Source organism: Blastococcus sp. URHD0036, from assembly GCF_000701365.1.
Lineage (GTDB): Bacteria > Actinomycetota > Actinomycetes > Mycobacteriales > Geodermatophilaceae > Trujillonella.
Map to the genome: position 1 here is coordinate 105,149 of NZ_JNIK01000002.1, position 25,240 is coordinate 130,388.

Annotated in this window: 22 protein-coding genes; 14 read left to right on the forward strand and 8 right to left on the reverse strand. The window is 73.1% G+C overall.

Annotation, left to right across the window (positions count from 1 at the left end; all coding sequences use genetic code 11):
- Window positions 1-13 precede the first annotated feature (13 nt).
- On the forward strand, window positions 14-2,233 hold the full coding sequence (gene katG / locus N555_RS0101875) for a catalase/peroxidase HPI (protein WP_029429811.1): 2,220 nt from the start codon (window positions 14-16) through the stop codon (window positions 2,231-2,233).
- Window positions 2,234-2,384: 151 nt separating this feature from the next.
- Window positions 2,385-3,752, forward strand: coding sequence for a cytochrome P450 (locus N555_RS0101880; RefSeq protein WP_231502569.1), 1,368 nt, complete (start codon window positions 2,385-2,387; stop codon window positions 3,750-3,752).
- On the opposite strand, the gene N555_RS0101885 is transcribed toward N555_RS0101880, so the two are convergent.
- From N555_RS0101885 to N555_RS0101905, 5 genes are all read right to left on the reverse strand, one after another.
- A complete protein-coding gene (locus tag N555_RS0101885; protein ID WP_051683557.1) occupies window positions 3,682-4,539 on the reverse strand; it encodes an SDR family NAD(P)-dependent oxidoreductase in 858 nt (285 codons plus the stop codon). The two genes, N555_RS0101880 and N555_RS0101885, sit on opposite strands and share 71 nt — an antisense overlap.
- Before the next feature lie 6 nt (window positions 4,540-4,545).
- Window positions 4,546-5,289 (reverse strand): SDR family NAD(P)-dependent oxidoreductase, encoded by a 744-nt coding sequence (locus tag N555_RS0101890; RefSeq protein ID WP_029429814.1) that lies wholly within the window; start codon window positions 5,287-5,289, stop codon window positions 4,546-4,548.
- Between the two features lie 306 nt (window positions 5,290-5,595).
- A complete protein-coding gene (locus N555_RS27705) occupies window positions 5,596-5,751 on the reverse strand; it encodes a hypothetical protein (protein WP_156036065.1) in 156 nt (51 codons plus the stop codon).
- A gap of 1 nt (window position 5,752) precedes the next feature.
- On the reverse strand, window positions 5,753-6,244 hold the full coding sequence (locus tag N555_RS0101900; protein ID WP_029429815.1) for a DUF6325 family protein: 492 nt from the start codon (window positions 6,242-6,244) through the stop codon (window positions 5,753-5,755).
- A 131-nt stretch (window positions 6,245-6,375) separates the two neighbouring features.
- On the reverse strand, window positions 6,376-8,085 hold the full coding sequence (locus N555_RS0101905) for a SulP family inorganic anion transporter (RefSeq protein WP_231502570.1): 1,710 nt from the start codon (window positions 8,083-8,085) through the stop codon (window positions 6,376-6,378).
- 211 nt (window positions 8,086-8,296) lie between these two features.
- Here N555_RS0101905 and N555_RS0101910 point away from each other — a divergent pair, with 211 nt between their 5' ends.
- Together N555_RS0101910 and N555_RS0101915 are read left to right on the forward strand one after the other, a co-directional pair.
- Window positions 8,297-9,760, forward strand: a complete 1,464-nt coding sequence (locus N555_RS0101910; RefSeq protein WP_051683558.1) for an MFS transporter — start codon at window positions 8,297-8,299, stop codon at window positions 9,758-9,760.
- On the forward strand, window positions 9,757-10,752 hold the full coding sequence (locus tag N555_RS0101915; RefSeq protein WP_029429818.1) for an NADP-dependent oxidoreductase: 996 nt from the start codon (window positions 9,757-9,759) through the stop codon (window positions 10,750-10,752). The genes N555_RS0101910 and N555_RS0101915 overlap by 4 nt, the downstream gene beginning before the upstream one ends.
- 88 nt (window positions 10,753-10,840) lie before the next feature.
- Here the strand turns inward: N555_RS0101915 and N555_RS0101920 are convergent, their stop codons facing one another.
- The 3 genes from N555_RS0101920 to N555_RS0101930 form a co-directional block, all read right to left on the reverse strand.
- A complete protein-coding gene (locus tag N555_RS0101920; protein WP_156036068.1) occupies window positions 10,841-12,061 on the reverse strand; it encodes an ABC transporter substrate-binding protein in 1,221 nt (406 codons plus the stop codon).
- Between the two features lie 218 nt (window positions 12,062-12,279).
- On the reverse strand, window positions 12,280-14,724 hold the full coding sequence (locus N555_RS0101925) for a CaiB/BaiF CoA-transferase family protein (protein WP_029429820.1): 2,445 nt from the start codon (window positions 14,722-14,724) through the stop codon (window positions 12,280-12,282).
- Entirely contained in the window at window positions 14,724-15,059 is a 336-nt protein-coding gene (locus N555_RS0101930) for an ArsR/SmtB family transcription factor (protein WP_051683562.1), read from the reverse strand. The genes N555_RS0101925 and N555_RS0101930 overlap by 1 nt, the downstream gene beginning before the upstream one ends.
- 416 nt (window positions 15,060-15,475) lie before the next feature.
- On the opposite strand from N555_RS0101930, the gene N555_RS0101940 reads away from it, so the two are divergent.
- The 10 genes from N555_RS0101940 (at window position 15,476) to N555_RS0101985 (ending at window position 25,196) form a co-directional block, all read left to right on the forward strand.
- Window positions 15,476-16,723 (forward strand): ABC transporter substrate-binding protein, encoded by a 1,248-nt coding sequence (locus N555_RS0101940; RefSeq protein ID WP_156036071.1) that lies wholly within the window; start codon window positions 15,476-15,478, stop codon window positions 16,721-16,723.
- A 142-nt stretch (window positions 16,724-16,865) separates the two neighbouring features.
- Entirely contained in the window at window positions 16,866-18,338 is a 1,473-nt protein-coding gene (locus N555_RS0101945) for an aldehyde dehydrogenase family protein (protein WP_029429823.1), read from the forward strand.
- Window positions 18,339-18,359: 21 nt separating this feature from the next.
- On the forward strand, window positions 18,360-19,583 hold the full coding sequence (locus tag N555_RS0101950) for an amidohydrolase family protein (protein WP_029429824.1): 1,224 nt from the start codon (window positions 18,360-18,362) through the stop codon (window positions 19,581-19,583).
- 19 nt (window positions 19,584-19,602) lie between these two features.
- Window positions 19,603-19,797: a ferredoxin gene (locus N555_RS0101955; protein ID WP_197028874.1), complete on the forward strand. Its 195-nt coding sequence runs from the start codon at window positions 19,603-19,605 to the stop codon at window positions 19,795-19,797.
- A gap of 119 nt (window positions 19,798-19,916) precedes the next feature.
- Entirely contained in the window at window positions 19,917-21,164 is a 1,248-nt protein-coding gene (locus tag N555_RS0101960) for a cytochrome P450 (protein WP_029429826.1), read from the forward strand.
- An 11-nt stretch (window positions 21,165-21,175) separates the two neighbouring features.
- Window positions 21,176-21,622 carry a nitroreductase family deazaflavin-dependent oxidoreductase gene (locus N555_RS0101965; RefSeq protein WP_029429827.1) on the forward strand — a complete coding sequence of 149 codons (447 nt, stop codon included), beginning with the start codon at window positions 21,176-21,178 and terminating at the stop codon, window positions 21,620-21,622.
- Window positions 21,615-22,838, forward strand: coding sequence for a CaiB/BaiF CoA transferase family protein (locus N555_RS0101970; RefSeq protein WP_029429828.1), 1,224 nt, complete (start codon window positions 21,615-21,617; stop codon window positions 22,836-22,838). The genes N555_RS0101965 and N555_RS0101970 overlap by 8 nt, the downstream gene beginning before the upstream one ends.
- Window positions 22,835-23,290 carry a Zn-ribbon domain-containing OB-fold protein gene (locus tag N555_RS0101975; RefSeq protein ID WP_029429829.1) on the forward strand — a complete coding sequence of 152 codons (456 nt, stop codon included), beginning with the start codon at window positions 22,835-22,837 and terminating at the stop codon, window positions 23,288-23,290. Before N555_RS0101970 ends, N555_RS0101975 begins: the two co-directional genes overlap by 4 nt.
- Window positions 23,287-24,489: a thiolase family protein gene (locus N555_RS0101980; protein ID WP_197028875.1), complete on the forward strand. Its 1,203-nt coding sequence runs from the start codon at window positions 23,287-23,289 to the stop codon at window positions 24,487-24,489. Before N555_RS0101975 ends, N555_RS0101980 begins: the two co-directional genes overlap by 4 nt.
- Window positions 24,486-25,196 (forward strand): TetR/AcrR family transcriptional regulator, encoded by a 711-nt coding sequence (locus N555_RS0101985; RefSeq protein ID WP_034508419.1) that lies wholly within the window; start codon window positions 24,486-24,488, stop codon window positions 25,194-25,196. Before N555_RS0101980 ends, N555_RS0101985 begins: the two co-directional genes overlap by 4 nt.
- Window positions 25,197-25,240: the final 44 nt, after the last annotated feature.

Sequence of the window (25,240 nt, forward strand, 5' to 3'; positions counted from 1 at the left end):
AGAGAGGGACACAGTGAGCAAAGAAGCCGACAAGGTCGAGACCGCCAGCACCAGCGAGAGCGAGAACCCGGCGATCCCCTCGCCGACCCAGCACCGCAACGGGCGGCCGCAGAGCAACCGCGACTGGTGGCCCAACCAGGTCGACCTGGACGTGCTGAACAAGCCCTCGAAGGACTCCGACCCGCTCGGCGCGGACTTCGACTACAAGGCCGCCGTCGCCACGCTCGACGTCGAGGCCGTCAAGCGCGACATCGTCGACGTCATGCGCACCTCGCAGGACTGGTGGCCGGCGGACTGGGGTCACTACGGCCCGCTGTTCATCCGCATGTCGTGGCACGCGGCCGGCACGTACCGCATCGCGGACGGCCGGGGTGGCGGCGGCCAGGGCGCCCAGCGCTTCGCCCCGCTCAACAGCTGGCCGGACAACGCGAACCTCGACAAGGCCCGTCGCCTGCTGCTGCCGGTCAAGCAGAAGTACGGCCGCAAGCTCTCCTGGGCCGACCTGCTGGTGCTCGCCGGCAACGTCGCCCACGACGACATGGGGCTCAAGACCTTCGGCTTCGCCTTCGGTCGCGAGGACACCTGGCAGCCCGAGGAGGTCTTCTGGGGTCCGGAGGACACCTGGCTCGGCGACGAGCGCTACGCCGACGAGGCCCCGCTCGACCTCGACGAGGGCCACCTGGCCGCCGTCACCATGGGTCTGATCTACGTCAACCCCGAGGGCCCGCGCGGCAGCGCCGACCCGGTCGCGTCGGGTCACGACATCAAGGTGACGTTCCGGCGCATGGGCATGACCGACGAGGAGACCGTCGCGCTCATCGCCGGTGGCCACACCTTCGGCAAGACCCACGGCGCGGGCAACCCCGACCTGGTCGGTCCCGAGCCCGAGGGCTGCCCGGTGCACGGCAACGGCATCGGCTGGATCAACCAGCACGGCACCGGCAAGGGTGCCGACACGATCACCAGCGGCCTCGAGGGCGCCTGGACCCCGACGCCCACCACCTGGGACAACAGCTACTGGGACACGCTGTTCGGCTACGAGTGGGAGCTCACTCAGAGCCCCGCCGGGGCCAAGCAGTGGCAGCCGAGCAACCCCGAGGCGCAGGAGCTCGTGCCCGACGCGCACATCGAGGGCAAGAAGAACCCCCCGATGATGGCGACGACGGACCTCGCGCTCATCCGCGACCCGGAGCTGCGCGCGATCTCCGAGCGCTTCCGCGACGACCCGGTCTACTTCGCCGACCAGTACGCGCGGGCGTGGTTCAAGCTGCTGCACCGCGACATGGGCCCGAAGACCCGCTACGTCGGTCCCGACGTGCCGGCCGAGGACCTCATCTGGCAGGACCCGCTGCCCGCGGTCGACCACGAGCTCGTGGGCGAGGCGGAGATCGCCGACCTCAAGCAGCGGCTGCTCTCCTCCGGGCTGACCGTCTCGCAGCTGGTGCACACCGCGTGGTCCGCGGCCGCGTCCTTCCGCGGCACGGACAAGCGCGGCGGCGCCAACGGTGCCCGCATCCGCCTCGAGCCGCAGATCAACTGGGCGGCCAACGCCGGCGTCCAGGAGGTCCTGCCGGTCCTCGAGCGGGTCAAGGCCGAGTTCGAGCAGTCCGGCAAGAAGGTCTCGCTGGCCGACCTGATCGTCCTGGGCGGCACCGCGGCGGTGGAGAAGGCCGCGGCCGACGCCGGCGTGCCGGTCACCGTGCCGTTCCACCCGGGTCGCACGGACGCCACCCAGGAGCAGACCGACGTCGAGAACTTCAACTGGCTGGAGACGCGGGCCGACGGCTTCCGCAACTGGATCGCGCCGGGCGGCAAGCTCCCGGCCGAGACGCTGCTGATCGACAAGGCCTACATGCTCGAGCTCACCCCGAAGGAGATGACCGTGCTCGTCGGCGGTCTGCGGGTGCTCGGTGCCAACACCGGGGGCGCGAAGCACGGCGTCTTCACCGACCGGGTGGGGGTCCTCTCCCAGGACTTCTTCCGCAACCTGCTCGACCTGGGCATCTCGTGGCGGACCGCGGTCGAGGGCGAGGGCGTCTACGAGGGCCTGGACGCCGACGGCAACGTCGTCCGCACGGCGACCGCGGCCGACCTGGTGTTCAACTCGAACTCCATCCTGCGCGGCATCGTCGAGGTGTACTCGTTCGAGGACACCAAGGAGAAGTTCGTCCAGGACTTCGCCGCGGCGTGGGTCAAGGTCATGGAGCTCGACCGGTTCGACCTGCACAACTGATCCGACGGCGGGGCCGGCCAGTGGCCGGCCCCGCCCCGGGCCACTGCCTGATCGGGGCGCCGACGGATCTGTCCGTCGGCGCCCCGCGCGCGTCGGGGAGGGTTCCGGTAGGCAGGGACCCCCACCTCTCCCCGATCCGGAGGCGACCGACGTGACGGTGCGCAGTGCGGTCCGCTGGGCCGCGACCCACGGTGCGATGCGACTGGCGATCAAGGCCCAGGTCCGCCGGGGCAACCCCGACGCCGAGGTGCTCAGCGACCCCGCCGTGCGGGAGGACCCGTACGGGCACTACGAGCGGCTGCGCACCGGGGCGCCGTTCGCCGGCGGGGCGTTCGCACGGGTCAGCGTCCACCACGACGTCTGCACCGACGTGCTGCGCAGCGACGACTTCGGGGTGATCGGCGGCGACCGCGCCGACACCCTCCCGGCGGTGCTCCGGACGGCGCTGCGGCTGGCCGGCCCCCGGCCGAGCATCGGCCCGATCGACCCGCCGTCGATGCTCGCCGTCGACCCGCCGGAGCACACTCGCTACCGCCGCCTGGTCAGCCGGGCCTTCACCGCCCGCGCGGTCGCGCACCTGCGCGAGCGGACCGGGCAGATCGCCGCGGAGCTGCTCGACGAGCTCGAGCGCGACGCCGCCGGCGGGCAGCCGGTCGACCTGGTGGCCCGCTACGCCAGCCTGCTGCCGGTCACGGTCATCTCCGAGATGCTCGGCGTCCCGGTCGCCATGCGGGAGCAGTTCCTCGCCTGGGGCGACGGCGCCACCCCCAGCCTCGACATCGGCCTGTCCTGGTCGACCTACCGCAGCGTGGAGCGCAACCTCGCGGAGCTCGACAGCTGGTTCCACGGCCACCTGCGCCGGTTGCGGCGCGAGCCCGGCGAGGACCTGCTGTCGCAGCTCGCCGGCCTGGCCGACGACGACGGCAGCGGCCTCACCGAGCGGGAGCTGGTCGCCACCGCCGCCCTGGTGTTCGGCGCCGGGTTCGAGACGACGGTCAACCTGATCGGCAACGGGACGGCGCTGCTGTTCGCCAACCCCGACCAGCGCCGCCTGCTGGCCGACGACCCCTCGCTGTGGCCGAACGCCGTCGACGAGATGCTGCGCGTCGAGTCCCCCGTGCAGCGCACCGGACGGCGGGTCCGGCGGGACACCACGGTGCACGGCGTGCAGCTGCGCGAGGGCGACCTGGTGCTCCTCGGCCTGGCCGGCGCCAACCGCGACCCGGAGGTGTTCGCCGACCCGCACCGCTTCGACGTCACCCGCGCCAACGCCCGCGACCACGTCGCGTTCTCCAGCGGCATCCACTTCTGCCTGGGCGCCGCGCTCGCCCGGATGGAGGGCGAGGTGGCCCTGCGGGCGCTGTTCGAGCGGTTCCCCGACCTCTCCCCCGCCGGTGCGGGGACACGGCGGAGCACGATCATCCTGCGCGGCTACGAGTCGCTCCCGGTCACGCTCGGCCGGCCGGTGGCCGGGGAGCGGCCTGCCGTTCCGGCCGGTCCTGCCGCCACCTCGCCATGATGTCGAGGAAGTCCGGCACGCCGAGCAGGTGCGTCCCGCCGTCGGCCTGCAGCACGACACCGGTCACCCACGCCGCCGCCGGAGAGCAGAGGAAGGCCACCACCTCGGCGATGTCCGCCGCCTCCCCGACCCGGCCCAGCGGCGTGCGCTCGGCGAACGCCCGGCCGAGCGGGCCGTCGACGACGGCGTCGGAGAAGGTCTCACTGCGGGTGGCACCAGGGGCCACGCTGTTGACGCGGACCCCGCGCGGGCCGAACTCGGCGGCGGCCACGCGGGTGAGCTGGTCGAGGGCCGCCTTCGCCGCGGAGTAGGCGGCGTGCCCCGGGGTGACGCCGCCGAGGCCGCCGTTCACCGAGCTGATGTTGACGATCGACCCGGGCGCCGGGTCGTCCGGACGGCGGCGGATGAACTCCCGCATGGCGAGGAAGGCGCTCGTCGTGTTGCCGGTGAAGACCTGCGCCCAGGTCTCCTCGTCGAGGACCGCGATCGGCCGCAGCGGCCCACCACCGGCGTTGTTGACGAGCACGTCCACCCGGCCGAAGGCGGCCTCGGCCGCGTCGAACGTGGCGGCGACGTCGGCCGCCGAGGTCGCGTCCCCGGGGACGGCGAGGACACGGTCGTCGCCGACCTCCGCGCCGATCGCCCGGGCGGCCTCCTCGAGGAGCTCGGCCCGGCGGCCGGTGATGACCACCCGGGCGCCGTGCCGGGCCAGCGACCCGGCCACGCCCCGGCCGATCCCGGTGCTGCCGCCGGTGACGACCGCGACGTCCCCCACGAGTCCGGTCACGGTCGCTCAGCTCGTGGCGTAGCCGCCGTTGACCGGGATCGTCTGCCCGGTGACCCAGGAGGCCTCCTCGCTGACCAGCCAGGCCACGGCCGCCGCGACGTCGCTGCCCTTGCCGAGCCGGGGCACCGCGTAGGCGCGGAGCTGCTTGAGCGCCATGTCGGAGGCCTCGTCCATGCCGGCGTTGTTCTGGGTCGCCAGCGAGATGCTGTTGCAGGTGATCCCCTGCTTGCCCACCTCCTTGGCCAGCGAGCGCATCAGCGCCGGACCGGCCCCCTTGGAGGCGGCGTAGGTGGCGATCAGCTTGTCCCCGACCCGCGCGGACTCGGAGCTGATCGTGATCACCCGGCCCCAGCCCCGGTCCAGCATCCCGGGCAGGGCGGTGTGCGTGCAGTTCATCGGCCCGTAGACGTTGAGGTCGACGAACGCCTTCCAGGTGGCCGGGTCCTCGTCGACGAACTTCTTCATCTGGATGCCGGTGATCGGGATGCCGGCGTTGTTCACGAGGATGTCGATCGGCCCGAACAGCCCGAACGCCTCCTGCACGGCCGCCAGGTCGGTCACGTCCGCCACCACGGCCTCGGCCTTGCCGCCGGCGGCGCGGATCTCCTCGACGACCCGCTCGGCGCGGTCGGCGAACAGGTCGTTGACGCCCACGGTGATCCCGCGGGCGGCCAGCACCCGGGCCGTCTCCGCCCCGACGTTCTGCCCGGCACCGGTGATCAGTGCCGTCCGTCCGCTCTGCTCAGCCACAGCGTCGTCCCTCTCGCTCGCGTCGGTCGGCCGATGTGTCGCCGATCACGGGCACCCTAGGGGCAGGCACCGCCCCGCTCCCCCGCGATCGCGGGCCGGGGCCGGTGTCCCGCGCCCCGAGGGGCGGGCGCGGGCGCATCCGGACCGGTCGCCCGCGAACGACTGCACGAGGCCGCCGGCGAGATCATCAGGCACGCCCCGCGGACCTTCGGCCCGGCCGGCACGCTGCGGAGCAGCGGACCGCCCGCGACCGGGCCCGTCCGTCGTACGGACGACCACGGTCCCGGGCGGTCCCGACTGCGGGGGTCAGCGCCTGCGGTCGCGGCGATCCTCGCGCCGGTCCTCGCGGCGGTCCACGCCGTGCGCGACGACCGCCACGGTCGCCACCGTCCCGGCGGCGCGGACCACCGGCGCGGGCCCGATCACCGCCGCCCGGCGCATCCTCCTGGCTGCCAGCGGCATGTCACTCACCCCTCTCGTCGGTGCTGCTCTCGTCGGCGTCGTCGGCCTCGACCGCGGCCAGCAGGGCCTGGATCGGGATCCGACCGCTGGCCACCAGCTGGCCACCCGCTCGGCGCACGGCCGAGCCGAACGGCGCTGCCCACCGGTTCTCCCAGACGAGCAGCGCCGCGGTGCTCCCCGGCTCGATCGCCGCGGCGACGGCGTTCACGTCGTCCTCGCTGAGCAGGTTCGCCAGCACGGCCTCGTACGCCCGGAGAGTGCCCAGTTCACTGTCATCGAGGTCACTGAGCTCGAAGAACTCGGGCACGCCGTCCTCGCCCTTCCGGATCATGAGGAGGTCCAGGACGCGGACCGTGCCGCGGTTCACCAGGTCGTCCAGGAGCGGGGCGATCTCCCCGCGGAACTGGCTGCCGGGGAACTCGACCACCATCCAGTCGACCGGCCCCAGCTCGTCCAGGGGATCCGGCGCCTGCTCGGTCAGTTGCTGTGTCACGTCACCACCGCCTGCTCTCACGGCCACCGGATCTCCGGCGTCACCCCCCGGACGGTGCTCCGTGAGCGAGGGGCGCCGCATCACCCGCCTGTGACGAGCCGCCCTCCGCAGAGCACTCGACTGGCTGCGGCTCAGGCGGGGTCCGCCGGGCCGGAGCCCTCCCGCGGTGGAGCTGCGGCGACCCACTGCTCGGCGTCCTCGTGCGCCCGCCGGGACGTGGCACCGACCCACTCGTCGCCCACGTAGATCGCGTCCCTGCCGAGGAGGTCGGACAACCCCTCCCCCTCCAGCTGGTGGCGGACCCGCTCGCTGCTGACCACCAGCACCAGTCGTGACCCGGCCTCCTGCAGCTCACCGCCGTACCGACGGAGGACGTCGATGACGGACACGCCGAGTGCCTCGACGCCGCGCAGCCGGATGATGACGACGGCCCGGCCGCTGGTCCCGGGATCCACCCGCGGCAGCTGGCTGCGGAAGACCGGGGCGCTGGCGAAGAACAGGCTGCCGTAGGGCTGCAGCACGGTCACCGCCCCCGGGCGCACCTCCTCGTCGGGGTCCACCTCCTTCCACCTCCCGTCCGGGAGCACCTCGACCTGGCGGACGGTCAGCCGGTTGGACTGCTCGGCGACGAAGAGGATCACGGCCAGCCCGACGCCGATGAGGACGGCGTACTGCAGCGGGACCACCAGGGTCAGCCCGAAGGTCACCGCCATGACCGCGACCTGCAGCGGCCCGGTCCGGCTCACGGAGACGATCTGCGCCGGCTTGAGGCTGCCGATCGCGACCACGATGAGCAGCGCGGCGAGCGCGGGCATGGCGACGAGGGCGACGACGTCGGCCAGCAGCAGGATGGTCACCGCCATGACGCCGCCGGCGAAGACCAGCGACAGCCGGGTCCGGGCGCCGCTGGCGGCCACCAGCGCGGAGGCCGACATCGATCCGCCCACCGGCATGCCCTGGAAGAGCCCCGCCACGACGCCGCCCACCCCCTGACCCACGAAGTCCCGCGAGACGTCGGACGGCCGGCCGCCGGGGTTCGGGATGCCCGCGGAGATGGCGGCGCCCTGCACCAGCCCGACGAAGGCGAGGGACACGGCCGGCAGCAGGAGGAACGGCACGTCCCCGAGGTCGGGGAGGACGACGCCGGGCAGCGCGTTCGGCACGTCGGCGATGTCCCCGACGAGCAGGACGGAGGAGCCGGCGGCGTCGAGGACGGCCGCGAGCGCGGACCCCAGGGCGATCGCCACGACCAGGCCGAGCGACCCCAGCCGGGTCCGCTGGAGGACGAGGATGCCGCCGACGGTGACGGCACCGACCGCCAGCGTGCCCGCGTGCATCTGGAGCGGGTGCAGCACGAGGTCGACGGTCCGCAGCACTCGATTGTCCGCCGTGGACCGGTAGCCGGTGAAGTTGGCCAGTTGCCCCAGGACGATGTTGATCGCCACCGCGGTGACGAACCCGGTCATCACGGCCGTCGGGACGAACCGCAGGAGCGCTCCGAGCCGGCAGAAGCCGGCCGCGAGCATCACGACACCCGTCAGGACCGCGAGGGTGAACAGCGCCCGTTCCGGGTCCTCCCGCGACCCGAGGTCGGTGTCGGCCACGACCAGGGACATCGCGCCGGTCGCCTGCACGGCCATGAAGGTCGTGCTGGTCACGAAGGCGGCGCCGACCATGCCGAAGAGGTAGCCGTACAGCCCGGACAGCGGGTTCACGCCGGCCAGCAGCCCGAGCGCCAGCCCGTCGGGGACGCTCTCCACCCCCAGGACGACCCCGGCCACGGCGTCGTGGCCCACCGTGCGGCGGTCGATCCCCCGGGGCCCGTGCTTCAGGAACGGCACCCGCACTCAGATCGCCCACCCGAGGAGCCGGTCGGAGAGCGAGGGCGCGGCCACCCCGGCAGCGTCCCGGCCGCGCGGTGCTCCGACGCCGCCCGAGAGGGGTGATTCCGACTCGCGCGGTCCCCCCTGGGTTCGCGCATCGAACCGACTCTGCGGTACCGTCCCGCCGACTCGGTTTGACAAGCGAACCGACTGTTTCCCGGGGGTTCTCGTGGCGGACACGACGAGCGAGGCGGCCACTGGGTCGCTCACCGCACCTCAGGCGACGCCGCCGGTGCGGACCGGCCTGATCCTGCTCGTCGTCTCCGCGGGCGTCTTCCTCGCCAGCCTGGACCTGTTCATCGTCAACATCGCCTTCCCGGCGATCGGGGCGGACTTCGGGGCCGATCCGGCCGCCCTGTCCTGGGTGCTGAACGCCTACACGATCGGCTTCGCCGCGCTGCTCGTCCCGGCCGGGCGCACCGCCGACCGCATCGGCCGGCGCCGGGTGTTCCTGCTCGGGCTGGCGGTCTTCATCGCGGCGTCGGTGGGCTGCGCGTCGGCCTGGGACGTCGGGTCCCTCGTCGGCTTCCGCGTGGTGCAGGCCCTGGGCGCGGCGTTGCTGATGTCGACCTCGCTGGCCCTGCTGCTGCACAGCTTCCCGCCGGCTCGCCGGGCGCACGCGATCGCCGTCTGGTCGGCCATCAGCGGAGTGGCCGCGGCGCTCGGACCGCCGATCGGCGGCCTGCTGGTCGAGGCGTCGTGGCGCTGGGTGTTCCTCGTCAACGTGCCGGTCGGCATCGCCGCGCTGCTGCTCGGCCGGCGGGTGCTGCCGGAGTCGCGCGACGAGAACGAGCGCCGCCGCCCCGACGTCGTCGGCACCGTGTTGCTCGTCGGCGGCGTCGCACTCCTCTCGCTGGCGCTGGTCGAGGCGCCCGACCGCGGCTGGTCGAGCGGCGTGACGGTGGCGCGGCTCGCCGGGGCGGTGCTGCTCCTGCTGCTCGTGGTCGTCCGCGCGGCACGCACGCCGCGTCGCCTGGTGCCAGTGCTGCCCTTGCCGCTGCTGCGGACGAGGACGTACGCGCTCACCTGCTTCGCCGGGCTCGTCTTCTTCGCCTCGTTCGGGGCGATGCTGCTCGGCAACGTCCTCTGGCTCACCGGCGGATGGGGCATGTCCGCACTCGAGGCGGGTCTGCTGCTCGTGCCCGGCCCGGCCTGCGCCGCCGTCTTCGCCATCCCGGGCGGCCGGCTCGGCGCGCGCTTCGGCTGCGGGCAGGTCGCCGCTCTCGGCATGTCGCTGTTCGCCGTGAGCGGCATCTGGTGGCTGACCCAGGTCGACGGCGAGCGGAACTACGCCACCGCCATGCTCCCCGCCCTGATCGTGAGCGGCATCGGCGTCGGGCTCACGATCACGAACCTGTCGGCGGCGGTGTCGTCGACCCTGTCACCGTCCGACCTCGCGACCGGCACGGCCACGTTCACCGCGGGCCGTCAGCTCGGGGCGACCCTCGGCGTGGCCCTGCTCGTCGGCATCGTGGCCGGCGGGCAGGATCCCCTCGACGGCGCGCGGGGCGGGTGGCTCCTGGTGGTCGTCCTCGCGCTGCTCGCCGGCGCCACCTCGCTGCTGATCGGCCGCGCCCACCACCCGGACGTGACCACCGCGGCCGTCGGCGCGACGAGCACGGCTCGCCGATGAGGGCGTTCGTCTTCGACGGGTACGGGGCGCCGGTGCACGAGGCGGACGTCCCCGAGCCCGTGGTCGGAGATCGCGACGTCCTCGTCCAGGTGGCGGCAGCCGGCGTCAACCAGCTGGACGAGAAGCTGCGCCTCGGTGAGTTCAAGCTGGTCCTCCCGTACGGGCGCCCGCTCGTCCTCGGCCACGACGTCGCCGGCACCGTCGTCCGCATCGGCGCGGAGGTACGGGGATTCGAGCCCGGCGACGAGGTCTTCGCGCGACCCCGCGACGGCCGGATCGGCACCTTCGCGGAGCGCATCGCCGTCGACGAGGCCGATCTCGCGCTGAAGCCGGCCCGGCTCTCCCCCGTGGAGGCGGCGTCGCTGCCGCTGGTGGCGCTGACCGCCTGGCAGGCGCTCGTGGAACGCAGCAACGTGCAGCCCGGTCAGGAGGTCCTCGTCCATGCCGGCGCGGGTGGTGTGGGCTCGATCGCGATCCAGCTCGCCAAGCACCTGGGCGCGCGCGTGGCGACCACCGCCGGCGCGGCCAACGCCGACTTCGTCCGGTCGCTCGGTGCCGACACGGTCATCGACCACCGCACCCAGGACTTCGAGCAGCTCCTCACCGGCTACGACGTGGTGCTGGACAGCCTCGGTGGAGAGACCCTGCAGAAGTCCCTGCGCGTGCTCCGTCCCGGCGGCCGGGCCATCGGGATCTCCGGGCCTCCGGACCCGGCCTTCGCCCGCTCGGCCGGCCTGAACCCCTTGGTGTGCCTCGCGATCAGGGGGCTGAGCCGCCGGGTCCGCCGCCAGGCCAGGGCGCTCGGCGTGGACTACGAGTTCCTGCTGATGCGTGCCGACGGCGGACAGCTCGGCGAGATTGCGGCCCTCGTCGGCGACGGCGTGCTCCGCCCTGTCGTGGGGAGGGTGTTCCCCTTCGACGAGACCCCGCAGGCCCTGCAGGCGTTGGTCGGGGGCGGCATCCGCGGGAAGGCCGTCATCACCCTCGAGTGATCGGCCCCGGTGCGCCGGTCAGACGCGGGCCGCCCGCATCAGCGTGCCGCCCGGGAGCGGCGTCCGCTGCTCCCGGGCGGCATCGCCGTCAGTTCTCGATGCGTTCGCCGCACAGCGGCTGGGCGTCGTCCACCGGCACGAACTCCTCGCCGTCGAGCTGCACGTAGTAGCTGCACTCCTGGCCCAGGGAGCTCCGGTCGGAGAAGTCGAACGACTGCGGGAACAGGCCGCCGTTGTCCCAGGTGTCGTCCTCGCGCAGCGCGTCCATGAACTCCTGCTGCGTGGCGTCGCAGCCGGCCAGCTCCAGCCCGTGCAGCAGCAGGTCGGCGAGACTCCAGCCGAGCGAGTGGTCGAGGTCGGGGATGCCGCCCTCGATGCCGGCGTCCTCGAGTGCCGTGCGGAACACCTCGGTCTCCTCGGTCTCCAGCTCCACCGGGGCGATCGCGGACGTGTAGAAGATCCCCTGCGAGGCCGCGACGGCCGGCTCGGACTCGAGCAGTGAGGCGCCGTAGCCGGTGGCGGCGAGGATCGCCTTCATCGGGTAGTCGGCCTCCTTGAGGCCCTGGGCGATGGCGACGATGCTGTTGGAGTTGATCGGCAGGTACACGGCGTCGGCACCCGAGTCCATGATCCCCAGGACGATCGCGCTGACGTCCTCGCTGCCCAGCGGCATGTTGGGGTTGACGTAGGCGCGCTCCAGCCCGGCGGCCTCGGCGGAGACGATGGCGTCCTCGAGGCTCTGCTGGGAGCTCGGCGTGGCGAAGGCGACGCCCGCGATCTTGGTGGCGCCCTGGCTGGCGAAGAAGTCGCCCGCGGTCGAGAAGACGGTGCCGGGCAGCGGCACGGGGAACGCCGGGAACAGGTTGTTGTCCGCGTCCTGCCACTGGGGCGCCCCGTCGGTCGCCACCCCGAGCACCGGGATGTCGGCGGCCTGCGTGGTCGCGTACTCGGCGGCGGCGAAGAAGAGCTGGCTGTCGTCGAGGATCACGTAGGGGTCCTCTTGGGTGGCCAGCTGCTGGAAGGCCGCCAGGGCACCCTGCGGCGCGGAGGTGTCGTCGGCCGTGACCAGCTCGAACTCGGTGTCCGCACACTCCCCTCCCGCCTCGCGGTAGGCGTCCATCCGCGCCTGGAACGAGACCTCGGACTTCCCGCCCTTCGACGGCGCCGCCGGCCCGCTGTAGGAGGTCATGAGGCCGACGGTGAGGGTGCCGCCACCGCTCTCCTGGGCCGCGTCGCCGTCGCCGTCCTCGTCGTCGGACCCGCACGCCGACATCCCGAGCACGAGGAGGCCGGTGCCCACTGCTGCCACTGCTTTCCTGATTCGCAAGACGACTCCTACGTCGAGGGGAGGGAGCGGCTCCTGGCGACCGTGCCGGGTGCGCGCCCCGCCGATCCCGCGGACCGGCCGGACTGGAGGGACCGATTGTGTTGCTGCTCACACATGAGCGGAAGACCGTTCTGCTCATTCGGCAGCTGTCGTTCTTCGATCGTGACCTGCCGAACCGGCGCAGAGCCCGAGCGCGCCGGTCAGACGGGACGGCCCGAGGGGTCGAGGTAGTCCTCGCTCGCCACCCCCCGCTCGACCAGGCGCCGGTACTCGTCCGCGTCGAGGCCGAGCAGCTCGCGGAAGACGTACTCGTTGTCCTCCCCGAGCACGGGGGCGCCCCGGTCCCAGGCCAGGGGGATCCCGCGGAAGGCGTGCCCGAGGTGGTCGAACCGGCCGACGTCGGTGCTGTCCAGCGGCCGGATCCACTCCCGTGCCACGACCTGCGGGTCGGCCGCGAACTCCCCCTCGCTGAGGTGCGGTGCGGCCGCGACGCCCACGGCCTGCAGGGCCGCGAAGCCCTCGTACGCCGTGACCGTCCCGGCCCAGGCGCCGATCGCCTCGTCCAGCCGGTCGTGCGCGACGTGCCGCCCCTCCGCCCGGGCCAGGGACTCGTCCGCGGCGAGGTCCGGCCGACCGATCGCGGCGGCCAGCGCCTGCCAGGCCTCGTCGTCGGTCGCCGTGACGGCGAGCGGCCGCCCGTCGGCGCAGACGTAGAGGCCCTGGGGCGCCCGGAGCGGGTCCCGGTTCCCGTACCGCTGCGGCTGCCGCCCCCGCTGGAGGTCGACGAACACGTCACCCAGCTGAGCCAGCACGTTCTCGCTCTGCGCGAGCTCGACGACCTGCCCCCGGCCGGTCGCGGCGCGGTAGTGGAGCGCCGCCAGGAGGGCGAAGACCCCTGCGGGCCCGGTGACGCTGTCCATGTGCTGGCTCGTGGGCGTCTCGTAGAGCTCCGTGCCACGATGCCCGCACAGCGAGGCGAACCCGGTGAGACCGTCGAACTGCCCGCCGAAGCCCGTGTAGTGGGCCCAGTCGCCGGTCAGTCCCGCCGGCGGGATGCGCAGGACGATCATCCGCGGGTTGGCGGCGAGCAACTCGGTCTCGTGGATGCCGAGCTGGTGCAGCGTCGAGGACTTGAGGTTCTCCACGAAGACGTCGGACTGCGCGACGAGGCGGAGGAACAGCTCGCGCTGCTCGGCGTCGCGCAGGTCCAGCGTGCAGGAGCGCTTGCCGCGGTTGATCGAGTTGTAGAGGGAGTGCCGGTTGTAGGGCCGGTCGGGCCGGTCCGGCCGGGCGGGACCGTAGCCCCCGAGGATCGAGCTGAGCAGCATCTGCTCGGTGGGCTTCGGCGAGTAGCCCCGGGTGGTCGGCGGGAAGACCCGCGGGCTCTCCACCCGGATCACCTCCGCGCCGAGGTCGGCGAGGTGCATGGTGAGCAGCGGGCCCGACCAGACCGTCGTGAGGTCCAGGACGCGCAGTCCGCGCAGCGGCGGCTCGTGCACCGCCGCGGTCGCGACGGGCGGTACGGGCCGCGACTCCTCCCCCGCTGCCGGCCCCGGCGGCTCCGACTGCCCGAGGCGGGGCGCCGCGCGGCGCAACTGCCAGCCGCCCTCGGCGAACCGGTAGGGCGCCCCCGGCAGGACGACCGGGCCCAGCTCGGGGTCGACCGCGTGCACCCAGAAGCCCCGCTGGTACAGGTGGTCCGCGGCGAGCACCTCCGCCGGGACGTTCACCGGTGTGACCGGCCACCCCGCGGCCTGCGCGGCGTCGGTCACCTCCCGCCGGGTGCGGGTGAGCAGCCACGGGTACAGCGCTCCGTCGAGGACCTCTTTCGCCTCGGGGCGGACGAACGCGTCGGGGCGGGCGAAGAAGTCGTGGAGCTCGTCGCTGTCCAGGACGGTCAGCATCTCGCGGAGCTGCGGGGGGATCATCATCATGGCGACGAAGCCGTCCGCGCACGGGTGCGGCCCGACCGGCAGCACGGTGGAGCTGCTGTCGGCGATCATCTCCGCCAACGGCTTGCGGTCGCCGTACTCCCAGCCCAGGTACCGGCCCATGCGCGTCGGGTTGGCGGCCAGCGCCTCGGAGGCCGCGCAGTCGACGAAGGCGCCCACCCCCGAGGCCCGCGCGCGCAGCACCGCAGCCAGAGCGCCGGCGGCGGCCGTGTGGCCGAAGGCGCACTGGGTCACCGACATCGGCAACCGCACGGGCCCGCGGCGGTCCAGCAGCAGCGTGCCCGCGAAGGCCTGCGCGACGAGGTCGCTCCAGGCGTGTCCGGCATACGGCCCCGTCGCGCCGAAGCCGGTGAGGGCCACGACCGACAGGCCCGGACGGCGGTCCATCAGCTCTGCGCGGTCGACGCCCCAGTCGGCAAGGGCCCCCGACCCCGGCGTCTCGACGACCAGGTCGGCCGCGTCGACCAGCGCGAGCAACTCCTCGCGGACGTCGGAGGAGCGCTCCAGGACCATGCTGCGCTTGTTCGTGACCAGGGTCGCGAAAGCCCCGGGCTCCGCCCGGAGGGGGTCGCCCGACGGAGGCTCGACCTTGAGCACGTCCGCCCCGAGGTCGGCGAACACCTTGCCGCACCACTCGGCTGCGACGCCGGTCCCCAGTTGTACGACCGAGATGTCGCTCAACGCCTGCCGCATCACGCCTCCCCGGAGGCCGCGGCCGAACGCGGGTCGTCCAGCCACTGCTCGAGATCGGCCACGGCGTCCCGTCGGACGGCGTAGGTGAGTGCCCGGGCGCTCCCCCGCACGTCGATGAGGCCGGCCTGCAGCAGCGCCCGGGTGTGGTAGCTGAGCATCGTCTTGGAGACCCCCAGGGCTCTCTCGAGTTCGGCGCGCGGCATCTCCGTCCGCCGGCACAGGTGCCCGAGCAGCTGCCACCGGAGGGGGTCGGACAGCGCGCGGAACACCGCGACGGGGTCGGCCGGCAGGCCTTCCCGGCCTGCGGGGGCCGAGCGCAGGAGGACGGCGGTCACGGGACGTCGCACCGGGCCGGGAGGTCACCGGTCGCGATGTGGTCGCCGGAGTGACATGACCCCGCCGCCGCCATCCGGATGAGCAGATCGCCCTGGCGCGGGGACTCCAGATCCACAGTTCTCGTGCGCATGGGTGCGACTCCTCGATCCGGGTGGGCGCCAGGACGGGCCGGGCACGGCGGCGAGCGACTGGTCGTGTGGCAGCCGTCACATCGGCGGCAACCCTAGTGAGCGGTCCCCGATCCGCGCAACGTCGGGAGGCAATCGAGTAGAACCCCCTTCTGCTTACTGGTGAGCTGTGCCACAGTTCCCGCCGTGCCCGCCCCGGCGCCGCCTCGGTGGCTCCGCGCGGCACCGGCGGGGCCGCCCCCCAGGGGCCCGCCACCCCCTGCCCACATCGGAACGAAGGAGTCGTCTTGCGCACCAGGAAAGTGGCAGCAGCGGCAACGTGCCTGCTCGTGCTCGGGGCATCGGCGTGCGGCTCGGACGACGAGGACGACGATGGTGGCAGCAGCAGCGGCGACAGCAGCAGCGCCGCGAGCAGCGGCGGGGGCACGCTCCGGATCGGCCTGATGACCGAGCTCACCGGCCCGGGCGCCGCACAGAAGGGCGACCGGACCGCCACGGGCTTCAACGCGCGCATGGCGACCAACGCGGAGGAGGGGGGCGCCTGCGCCGACACCGACGTCGAACTGGTCGACGCGGACACGGCGTCCAACCCGCAGGGTGCGCTCACGGCGGCGCAGCGCCTGGTGGAGCAGGAAGACGTCTACGCCATCATCGGTGCCAGCCAGCTCTTCTACGCCGCAGCGGACTACCTGACCACGCAGGCGAGCGACATCCCGGTGCTCGGCCCGGCGACCGACGGGGCGCCCCAGTGGCTGCAGAGCGACACCAACCTGTTCCCCGCCTCGCCCCCGCCGCTCACCGACGTCTCCTTCACGACGACCGGGGAGTACCTCGCCGACCAGGGCGTGACGAAGGTCGCCGGCGTCGCCGTGGCGGTCCCGGCCTCGCAGCAGAGCCTGGAGACGATCCTGCAGTCGGCCGAGGCCGTGGGCCTGGAGCGCGGCTACGTCAACGACAGCCTGCCGCTGGGGAGCGAGGACGTCGGCGCGGTCGTGCTGGGCATCGAGGAGTCCGGCAGTGACGGCCTGTACCTGCCGATCACGACCAACAGCGCCGTCGCCGTCATGCAGGGCCTCTCGCAGGCCGGCTACGACTTCAAGGCCGCCATCCTGGCCAGCGGCTACGGCGCGAGCTCGCTGGAGAACCAGCCCTTCGTGGACGCGGCGCAGGGAGCCACCTTCACCGTCGGCTACACCCCGGTGGAGGTGGAGAACGACGCCACCGCGAGGTTGAAGGAGTCCATGGAGGCCGCGGGCGTCCCCCAGGGCATCCCCGACCTCGGGCAGATCCAGGGGTGGCTGACGGCCGACCTGCTGCTGCACGGCCTCGAGCTCGCGGGCTGCGACGCCACCCAGGACGAGCTGATGACCGCCCTGGAGGAGGACGCCAGCTGGGATGCCGACGGCCTGCTCCCCCAGGCGTTCGACTTCACCGACCACCGCGACCTGGGCCAGAACTGCAGCTACTTCGTGACGCTGGAGGGCGACGAGTTCGTGCCGTCCTCCGACGAGGCCATCTGCGGCGAGGAGATCTAGCACGGACGCCGCGTCGTCCCCGGTCCGGCCCGGGGTCCGGGGACGACGCCACGGCCGCCGTCAGTGGCGGCCGGATGTTGACACCGCGTCGAGTGACCCAGATCATGGGATATGACGTTCTACTTTCTTGGGAGTCGTCGCTATGGCCGCCCTGCTGGACCCCCGCAGCTCGTTCATCGCCGGCCGCTGGGCTGATCACGACGCCACGTTCGCGGTCGAGGACCCGGCCGACGAATCGGTCCTCTGCGAGGTGGCGTCCGCATCGGCCGCCGACGTCGAGGAGGCGGTCGCGGCCGCCCGCAGCAGTTTCGACTCGGGTGTCTGGGCGGACCGGCCGGCGGCCGAGCGGGCCGAAGTCGTACGGGCGTTCCTCGACGCCCTCGCGGCGCTGAGCGAGCCGCTGGTCGCCAGCATCTCGGCCGAGGCGGGGCAGCCGACGTGGTTCGCCGAGATGACCCAGGTTCAGATGGGGCTCGACCTCGGCCGGCGCACCGTCGACCTCTACCTCGCGATGCCGCACGAGGAGGCCAACCCGGTCCCGGTCGACGAGCTGGTCCGCGGCCGGGTCGCGCTGAGCGTCCGCCGGCACGAGCCGGTCGGCGTGGTGTCGGCGATCACGCCGTACAACGGCGCCTTCATCATGGCGATGCAGAAGCTCGTGCCGGCGCTGATGGCCGGCAACTCCGTCGTCCTGCGGCCGAGCCCCCTCACGCCGATCTCCTCGCTCGCGCTGGGGCTCGCCGCCGAGGCGGCGGGCCTTCCGCCGGGCGTGCTGAGCGTGCTGATCGAGGAGGGGGCGGCCGGCGCGGAGGTGATGACCACCGACCCGCGGGTGGACATGGTGTCGTTCACCGGCTCCACCGGCGTCGGCCGCCGGATCCTCGCCCAGGCCGCGCCCACCGTGAAGCACGTCGCGCTGGAGCTCGGCGGCAAATCCGCCCAGATCTACCTGCCCGACGCGCTGCACCGCGTCGCCCAGGGCGCGGCCGCCGTCGTCGCCGCCACCGCCGGCCAGGCCTGCGTCGCGGCCACCCGGATGCTCGTCCCCCAGGAGAGCAAGGACGACGTCCTGGCCGCGGTCACCGGCGCGTACGGCGCGCTCACGGTCGGCCCGCCCACGGCGCCGGGCACGGTGCTGGGGCCGGTGATCAGCGCCGCCCAGCGCGACCGCTGCGAACGGTTCGTCGCCCTCGCCGAAGAGCACGGCGGCAAGGTCGTCACCGGCGGCGGCCGACCCGCGCACCTGGACCGCGGCTACTACGTCGAGCCCACCGTCCTCGACGTGCCCGACAACGCCAACCCCGCGGCCCAGGAGGAGATCTTCGGGCCGGTGCTCACGGTGATCGGCTACCGCGACCTCGACGACGCCGTCCGCATCGCCAACGACAGCCCCTACGGGCTCTCCGGCCAGGTGTACGGCGCGGACGTCGCGGCAGCCACCGCGGTCGCCCGCCGCTTGCGGACCGGCGCCGTGAACGTCAACACCTCCGTCTTCAGCGCCTACGCCCCCAGCGGCGGCTACAAGCAGTCCGGGCTGGGACGGGAGCGCGGGCCCGACGGGATCCGCGCCTTCCAGGAGGTCAAGCACATGTCCATCGGCGAACTGCCCCGCTAGAACCGAACAGAAGGAGCGAGCATGACCACGGAACAGACCACTGACCTGAACCTCGACTGGCTGATCTCCGTCGACGACCACGTGCTCGAGCCGCCGAACGTGTGGATCGACCGGGTGCCGGCCAAGGACCGCGACCGGGCGCCCCGGCTGGTCGTCGAGGCCGACGGCACGGACTACTGGCTCTACGAGGGCAAGAAGATGCCGGGCTCGGGCCTGTCCGCCGTGGTCGGGAAGAAGAAGGAGGACTTCAGCCCCGAGCCGATCAGCTACGCCGAGATGGCGCCCGGCTGCTACGACCCGGTCGCGCGGCTGGAGGACATGGACCGCGCCGGCATCCTCGCCTCGCTGAGCTTCCCCTCGCTCCCGCGCTTCTGCGGCCAGCTGTTCGCCGAGGCCAACGACCGCGACTTCGGCCTGGTCTGCCTCAAGGCCTACAACGACTGGATGATCGACGAGTGGTGCGCTGCCGCACCCGGTCGCTACATCCCGCTCACCCTGATCCCGATCTGGGACACCGCGCTCGCCGTCCAGGAGATGGAGCGCTGCGCGGCCAAGGGCTCGCACGCCTTCGCGTTCTCGGAGAACTTCGCCCCGCTGGGCTACCCGACGATCAACGACAAGAACGGGCACTGGGAGCCGGTGCTCGCCGCGGCCAACGACCTCGACATGGTGGCGTGCATGCACGTCGGCTCGTCCTCGACGCTGCCGGCGATCGCGCCGGACGCGCCGTTCATGGCGAACCTGACCTGGGGTGCCAGCCGCACCTCCGGCACCATGCTGGCCTGGCTGTTCAGCGGCTGGTTCCAGAAGTACCCGAACCTGAAGATCGCGCTGTCCGAGGGCGAGATCGGCTGGATCCCCTACTTCCTCGAGCGCGGCGAGCAGGTCCTGGACAAGCAGCGGCACTGGGTCAAGAAGGGCGTGACGTTCCAGGACCACGCCGACGGCGGCAACGTCATCGACTACGACAACTTCGACCTGCGGCAGATCTACAAGGACCACGTCTTCGGCTGCATGATCGAGGACAAGCACGGCATCGCCTCGATCGACGAGATCGGCGAGGACAACATCATGTGCGAGACGGACTACCCGCACTCGGACACGACCTGGCCCGACAGCATCCACGTGGTCAAGCGCATCATCGAGCACCTGCCGCCGGAGACCCAGTACAAGATCCTCCGCGGCAACGCCGAGAAGCTCTACCGGTTCACCCCGGCCGAGCCCCCCGCCGTCAGCCGTGCCTGACGCCGCCGGACTCGCGGTCGTGATCGACCGCGATCTCTGCCTCGGCACCGGCCTCTGCGTCGTCTACGCGCCGCAGACCTTCGCCCACGACGACGAGACCAAGGCGGTCCTGCAGGACCCGCCGCACGACGCCGAGGGCGACGTCGCCACCGCGGTGGAGGCGTGCCCGATGGGCGCGCTGGCACTGCGCGCTCCCTCCTCCGCGGAGGGCTGAGCCCCCGGGGTCGCCGTCCCGTTCCCCCGGGCGGCGACCCCGGTCCCGATCCGGACGGCGACCCCGATCCCGACCCGACAGGAACCGGCCCCGCAGCCGGTCGACAGGAGTGCCGAGAGATGACCGAGACCGCGCCGCTGCTCGATGTGGACCGGGTGCGCCAGCTGTTCGACCTGCGCGGTGCCTACATGGCACACAACGGCGGCGGGTTCGCCGGCGACCCGTACCCGCTGTGGGCGCGACTGCGCGAGCAGGCACCCGTCCACCCGGGCACGCTGCACGAGCTCACCGAGGGCGCCGAGGAGTGGTTCTTCCACGGCCTCCCCGAGCCCGGCCGCCCACACTTCACGGCGTTCACCTACGCCGCGTGCAACGACGTCTACAAGAACAGCGCCCTGTTCGCCTCGTCCGCCGAGGCGGTCGACATCGGCGGCGCCGCCAGCGTCAGCAACAGCATGCTGTCCATGGGCGGCAAGCAGCACCGTCGCTACCGCGCGCTCGTGCAGCCGCGCTTCACCCCGCAGGCGGCCGAGTGGTGGATGCGCAAGTCCATCCAGGACACCGTCGACGCACTCGTCGACCACATCCGGCCGCTCGGCCGGGCGGAGCTCAACGTCGACTTCTGCGCCGCGATCCCGGTCCTCACGATCACCGGGGTCTTCGGCATCCCGGTGGAGCAGGCGCTCGACGTCCGGGCGGCGATGGTCGATCCACCGAAGGTGATCGAGATCGTGGCCCCGCTGGTCGCTGCCCGGCGCGAGGAGCCCCGTGACGACCTGATCAGCGTGCTCGTCCAGTCGGAGGTCGCCGACGAGGACGGCACCGTGCACCGGCTCTCCGACGCCGAGATCTACTCGTTCTGCCTCCTCCTGCTCGCCGCGGGCTCGGGCACCACCTGGAAGCAGATGGGCATCACGCTCACCGCGCTGCTCCAGCGGCCCGACGTCCTCCAGGCGGTACGCGAGGACCGCTCCCTGCTGCGGCCGGCCATCGAGGAGGCGCTGCGCTGGCAGCCGACCGACCCGATGTTCTCCCGCTGGGTCACCGAGGACACCGACTTCCACGGCGTGCACCTGCCCCAGGGCTCCGTCGTCCACATCGCGCTCGGCGCCGCCAACCGGGACCCCGCGCGCTGGGAGCGGCCGGACGAGTACGACATCCGGCGGCCCACCCGGCCGATCCTCTCCTTCGGCGGCGGGCCGCACATCTGCCTGGGCATGCACGTCGCCCGCGCCGAGATGGTCACCGGCATCAGCGCGCTGCTGGACCGGCTGCCGAACCTGCGGCTGGACCCCGACGCGGAGCCGCCCAGGTACGTCGGCTTCTACGAGCGCGGCGCCACCGCCATCCCCGTCCTGTTCGACTGAGGAGCACCCCCATGGCGCAGTACCAGCAGATCGACGGCACGTTGCTCAACCAGGACCACGTGAAGGTGTACCGGGAGACCGACGGGGAGGTCGGCTACCTCTGGAACGGGGTGCCGATCCTGCTGCTGACGACGACCGGCCGGAAGAGCGGCGAACGCCGGACGACGCCCCTCATCTTCGCCCGCGACGGCGACGACTACCTCGTCGTGGCCTCCCAGGGCGGGGCGCCCACGCACCCGAACTGGTACCTCAACCTGCTCGCCGACCCGCGGGCCGAGATCCAGGTGAAGGCCGAGCACATCACGGTGACCGGGCGGGCGGCGACCGAGGCGGAACGCCCCCGGCTCTGGGACGTCGTCCGCGGCCCGTGGCCCAACTACGACGTCTACCAGGAGCGCACCGACCGGGTCATCCCCGTCGTGGTGCTGAGCCCGGCGGGGGGTGGCGCGGATGCCTGACGAGCAGGCAGCCCCTCGCGCGTTCGACGGCATCCGCGTGGTCGAGCTCGCGCAGTGGGTGTTCGTCCCGGTCGCCGGCGCGCTGCTGGCCGACTGGGGGGCCGACGTGCTCCACATCGAGCCCCCGACCGGCGACCCCTACCGGGGGCTGATGACCCAGGGCATCGGGTCCGACGCCGGCGGCGTGAACGTGTCGATGGCGCTGGCCAACCGGGGCAAGCGCTCGGTCGCCCTCGACGTGCGGACCGAGCGCGGGAAGGAGGTGCTGCACCGGCTGCTCGAGGACGCCGACGTGTTCCTCACCAACCTGCGTCCCGGCGCCCTGGAGCGGCTCGGACTGGGCGCCGACGCGCTCACCGAGCGGTACCCCCGGCTGGTGTACGCGCGCGGCCACGGGTACGGCGCCCGCGGGCCGGACGCCGACCAGGCCGGCTACGACTCGTCGGCGTTCTTCGCCCGAGGCGGACTGGCGCACATCCTCACGCCGCCCGACCGCGACTACCCGATCGGCCAGCGGGGCGCGATGGGCGACCGCAACGGCGCGATGGCGCTCGCCTTCGCCGTCTCCGCGGCGCTGCTGCGGCGGGAGCGGTCCGGGGTCGGCGGCGTCGTGGACGTGTCCCTGCTGGCCACCGCGATGTGGACGCTCTCCTCCGACGTGCTCGCAGCCCTCAGCGGGACGACGCCGCAGCCGAACCCGGGCCGCGGGCCGACCCCGAACCCGCTGACCGGCACCTACCGCACGGCGGACGGCCGGCACGTGCAGCTCGTCTTCCTGGAGGCCGACCGCTACTGGGCGCCGTTCTGCGAGATCGTCGGGCGGCCGGAGCTCATCGAGGACCCCCGGTTCGCCGACATCCACGCCCGCCGGGTCAACAGCGCCGAGTGCGTGGCCCTGCTGGACGAGGAGTTCGCCCGCCGGACCCTCGCCGAGTGGGTCGAGCTGCTGAGGGGCCTCGACGCCCCGTGGGCCCCGGTGCAGTCGGTGACCGAGCTGCTCGACGACCCGCAGGTGGAGGCCAACGACTACCTCGGGACGGTCGAGGACGGCGGTGTCTCCTACCGCCTGCCCAACGTCCCGGTGCAGTTCGACGGCCGGCCGGCGGAACTGCGGCGCGGACCCGAGCACGGCGAGCACACCGAGACCGTCCTGCTGGAGCTCGGCTACGGCTGGGACGACATCGCTGCGCTGCAGTCGGCCCGGGCGATCCCGTGACGGCGGAGCACCCTCTCCCCCACCGGCCGGTCCCGGTCCCGGACGAGCTGTCGGCCGCGTTCTGGGAGGCGGCCGCCCGGCACGTGCTGACGCTGGCGAAGTGCTCGGTCTGCGGCACGCTCACCCATCCCCCCGACGTCGTCTGCGACACCTGCGGCAGCACCGACCCCCGGTTCACGGCCACCCCGGTGGACGGGCGCGGCGTGGTCCGCTCGTGGACGGTCGTGCGGCAGTCCTTCCTGCCCGGCTTCGCCGAGCTGCTGCCGCTCGTGCTGGTCGACGTGGAGCTGGTGGGCCCGGAGCTGGACGGGCAGCCGGACGTGCGGCTGGTCGGACGGCTGCTCGACGGCGTGGACGCACCCCTGGCGGCCGGCTCCGCCGTGCGCGTCGCCTTCGAGCAGGTGCGGGGCGACGTCGCCGTCCCCGCCTTCGAGCTCGCAGGGGCCTCATGAGCATGCGCGGCCGGGACCGGGTGGCGATCGTCGGCTACGCGCAGAGCCCGGTCGTCCGGAGCGCGGACCGGCCCCTGGGGGCACTGGCCGTCGACACCGCCCGCGCGGCGATCGCCGACGCCGGGCTGGAGCCCGCCCAGGTCGACGGGTTCGTCGGCGCCACGCTGCTGCCCAGCTCGGGCGGGCACGCGGTCACGGACGGCGTCAGCGTCGTCTCCGCCGACTGGCTGGCCGCCCGCCTCAACCCCAACCCGCGCTACGCCGCCGGCTTCCAGGGCCTCGGCCAGATCCCGGGCTCGATGGCCATGGCGGTCAACGCCGTCGCCACCGGCGCTGCCGACCACGTGCTGGTGCACCGGGCGCTGCACAACCCCCGCGGCAGCTACCACGCGACGAGCGCGTCGGAGTTCGGCGGCCCGATGCAGTGGACCGCCCCGCAGGGCTTCTTCGGCCCGCTGGCCATGATCGCGCTGACCTACAACGAGTACGTCCAGCGGTACGGCGCCTCGCGGGAGGCGCTGGCGGAGGTGGTCGTGGAGGCGCGCAAGAACGGCGCCCGGCTCCCGTGGTCGTACTGGTCCGGCCGCCCGCTGACGACGGAGCAGTACCTCGCCGAGCCGATGCTCGACGACCCGATCTGCCGCTTCGACTGCGACATCCCCGTGGACGGCGTGGCCGCCTTCGTGCTGACCACTGCCGAGCGGGCCCGCGACCTGCCGCACCGGCCGGTCCACGTCTCCGGGTACGCGACCGGTGGCCCGCCGAAGCGGCGGCTGCCGGCGCACTGGCCGCTGGACGACCTGATGGCGGCCGGGGCCGGGATGGCCGAGCGGCTGTGGGCGAGCGCCGGCATGGGGCTGGACGAGATCGACCTGCTGCAGGTCTACGACGGCTTCTCGCCCCTGGTCTACCTGTGGCTGGAGGCGCTGGGCCGCTGCCCGGTCGGCGAGGCACACCGGTACGTGCGCGACGGCGGCATCGACAGTGACAGCGCGGACGGCGACCCGGTGCTGCTCAGCGGTGGATCGCTGGGCAACGGCCGGATGCACGGGGTGCCCCAGCTGCTCGAGTGCTATCTCCAGGTCGCCGGCCGAGCGGGTGAACGTCAGCGGGAAGGAGTTGAAACCGCGTTATCCTGCCATTCGTCACCGCACCTCGGGGGTGCGCTGATCTACAGCGCGGAGGCACACCAGTGGTGAACGACGAGGCAGGTGACGGCCAGCCGTCGTCCTGGGTCACCCGGGCTGCCGACCGCGCGCCCAGCGTGCAGAACTCCCGCCTCCGCAGCATGCAGCGCGCGCAGCAGATCGTCGACGCCGCGCGCCGGCTGATCGACGCCGGCGGGGACTTCACGACCCACCAGCTGGTGCGCGAGGCCGGCATCGCCATCCAGACGCTGTACAAGCACTTCGCCAGCAAGGACGAGGTGATGGTCGCGGTCCTCGAGGACGTGATCGGGCAGTCCGTCGACCAGCTGCGGGAGCGCGGCGCTGCCATCCGCGACCCGGTCGAGAGGCTGCGGTTCTACGTGTTCTCGATCATCGAGAGCCTCGACGGCAGCGCGAACCGGTTCATCCCGGCCGAGCACTGGCGGCTCGTGCAGCTGTACCCGGACGAGGTCGAGCACGCCCGCCAGCCGGTCGCCGACCTCTTCCACGCATCACTGCAGGAGGCCGTGGACGCGGGGCTGCTGGCCCCGGCGGACACCGTGCACGCCGCGGCGATGACCAACCAGCTGCTGCTGGCGGAGTACCACGCGCACGCCTTCGCCACGTCACGTGCGTCGACCGACGTCATCGCCACGAAACTGTGGTCGTTCCTGCTGCCCGCCTACGGCGGGGGCGTGCCCGCCGCCGACCGGCTCCCGCCGGCCGCTGCACCCCGGGAGGCGGCGGCCGGCGTCTGACGCCGGCGACCCCACCGCGGCCCGGGCGGCGAGGACGCCGGCGT

What these genes read in the sequence shown, in the direction of transcription:
- N555_RS27705 (WP_156036065.1), bottom strand. Translation starts at nt 5,751, where the DNA reads ATGCCGCTGGCAGCCAGGAGGATGCGCCGGGCGGCGGTGATCGGGCCC.
- N555_RS0101915 (WP_029429818.1), top strand. Translation starts at nt 9,757, where the DNA reads ATGAGGGCGTTCGTCTTCGACGGGTACGGGGCGCCGGTGCACGAGGCG.
- N555_RS0101925 (WP_029429820.1), bottom strand. Translation starts at nt 14,724, where the DNA reads ATGCGGCAGGCGTTGAGCGACATCTCGGTCGTACAACTGGGGACCGGC.
- N555_RS0101945 (WP_029429823.1), top strand. Translation starts at nt 16,866, where the DNA reads ATGGCCGCCCTGCTGGACCCCCGCAGCTCGTTCATCGCCGGCCGCTGG.
- N555_RS0101950 (WP_029429824.1), top strand. Translation starts at nt 18,360, where the DNA reads ATGACCACGGAACAGACCACTGACCTGAACCTCGACTGGCTGATCTCC.
- N555_RS0101960 (WP_029429826.1), top strand. Translation starts at nt 19,917, where the DNA reads ATGACCGAGACCGCGCCGCTGCTCGATGTGGACCGGGTGCGCCAGCTG.
- N555_RS0101965 (WP_029429827.1), top strand. Translation starts at nt 21,176, where the DNA reads ATGGCGCAGTACCAGCAGATCGACGGCACGTTGCTCAACCAGGACCAC.
- N555_RS0101970 (WP_029429828.1), top strand. Translation starts at nt 21,615, where the DNA reads ATGCCTGACGAGCAGGCAGCCCCTCGCGCGTTCGACGGCATCCGCGTG.
- N555_RS0101980 (WP_197028875.1), top strand. Translation starts at nt 23,287, where the DNA reads ATGAGCATGCGCGGCCGGGACCGGGTGGCGATCGTCGGCTACGCGCAG.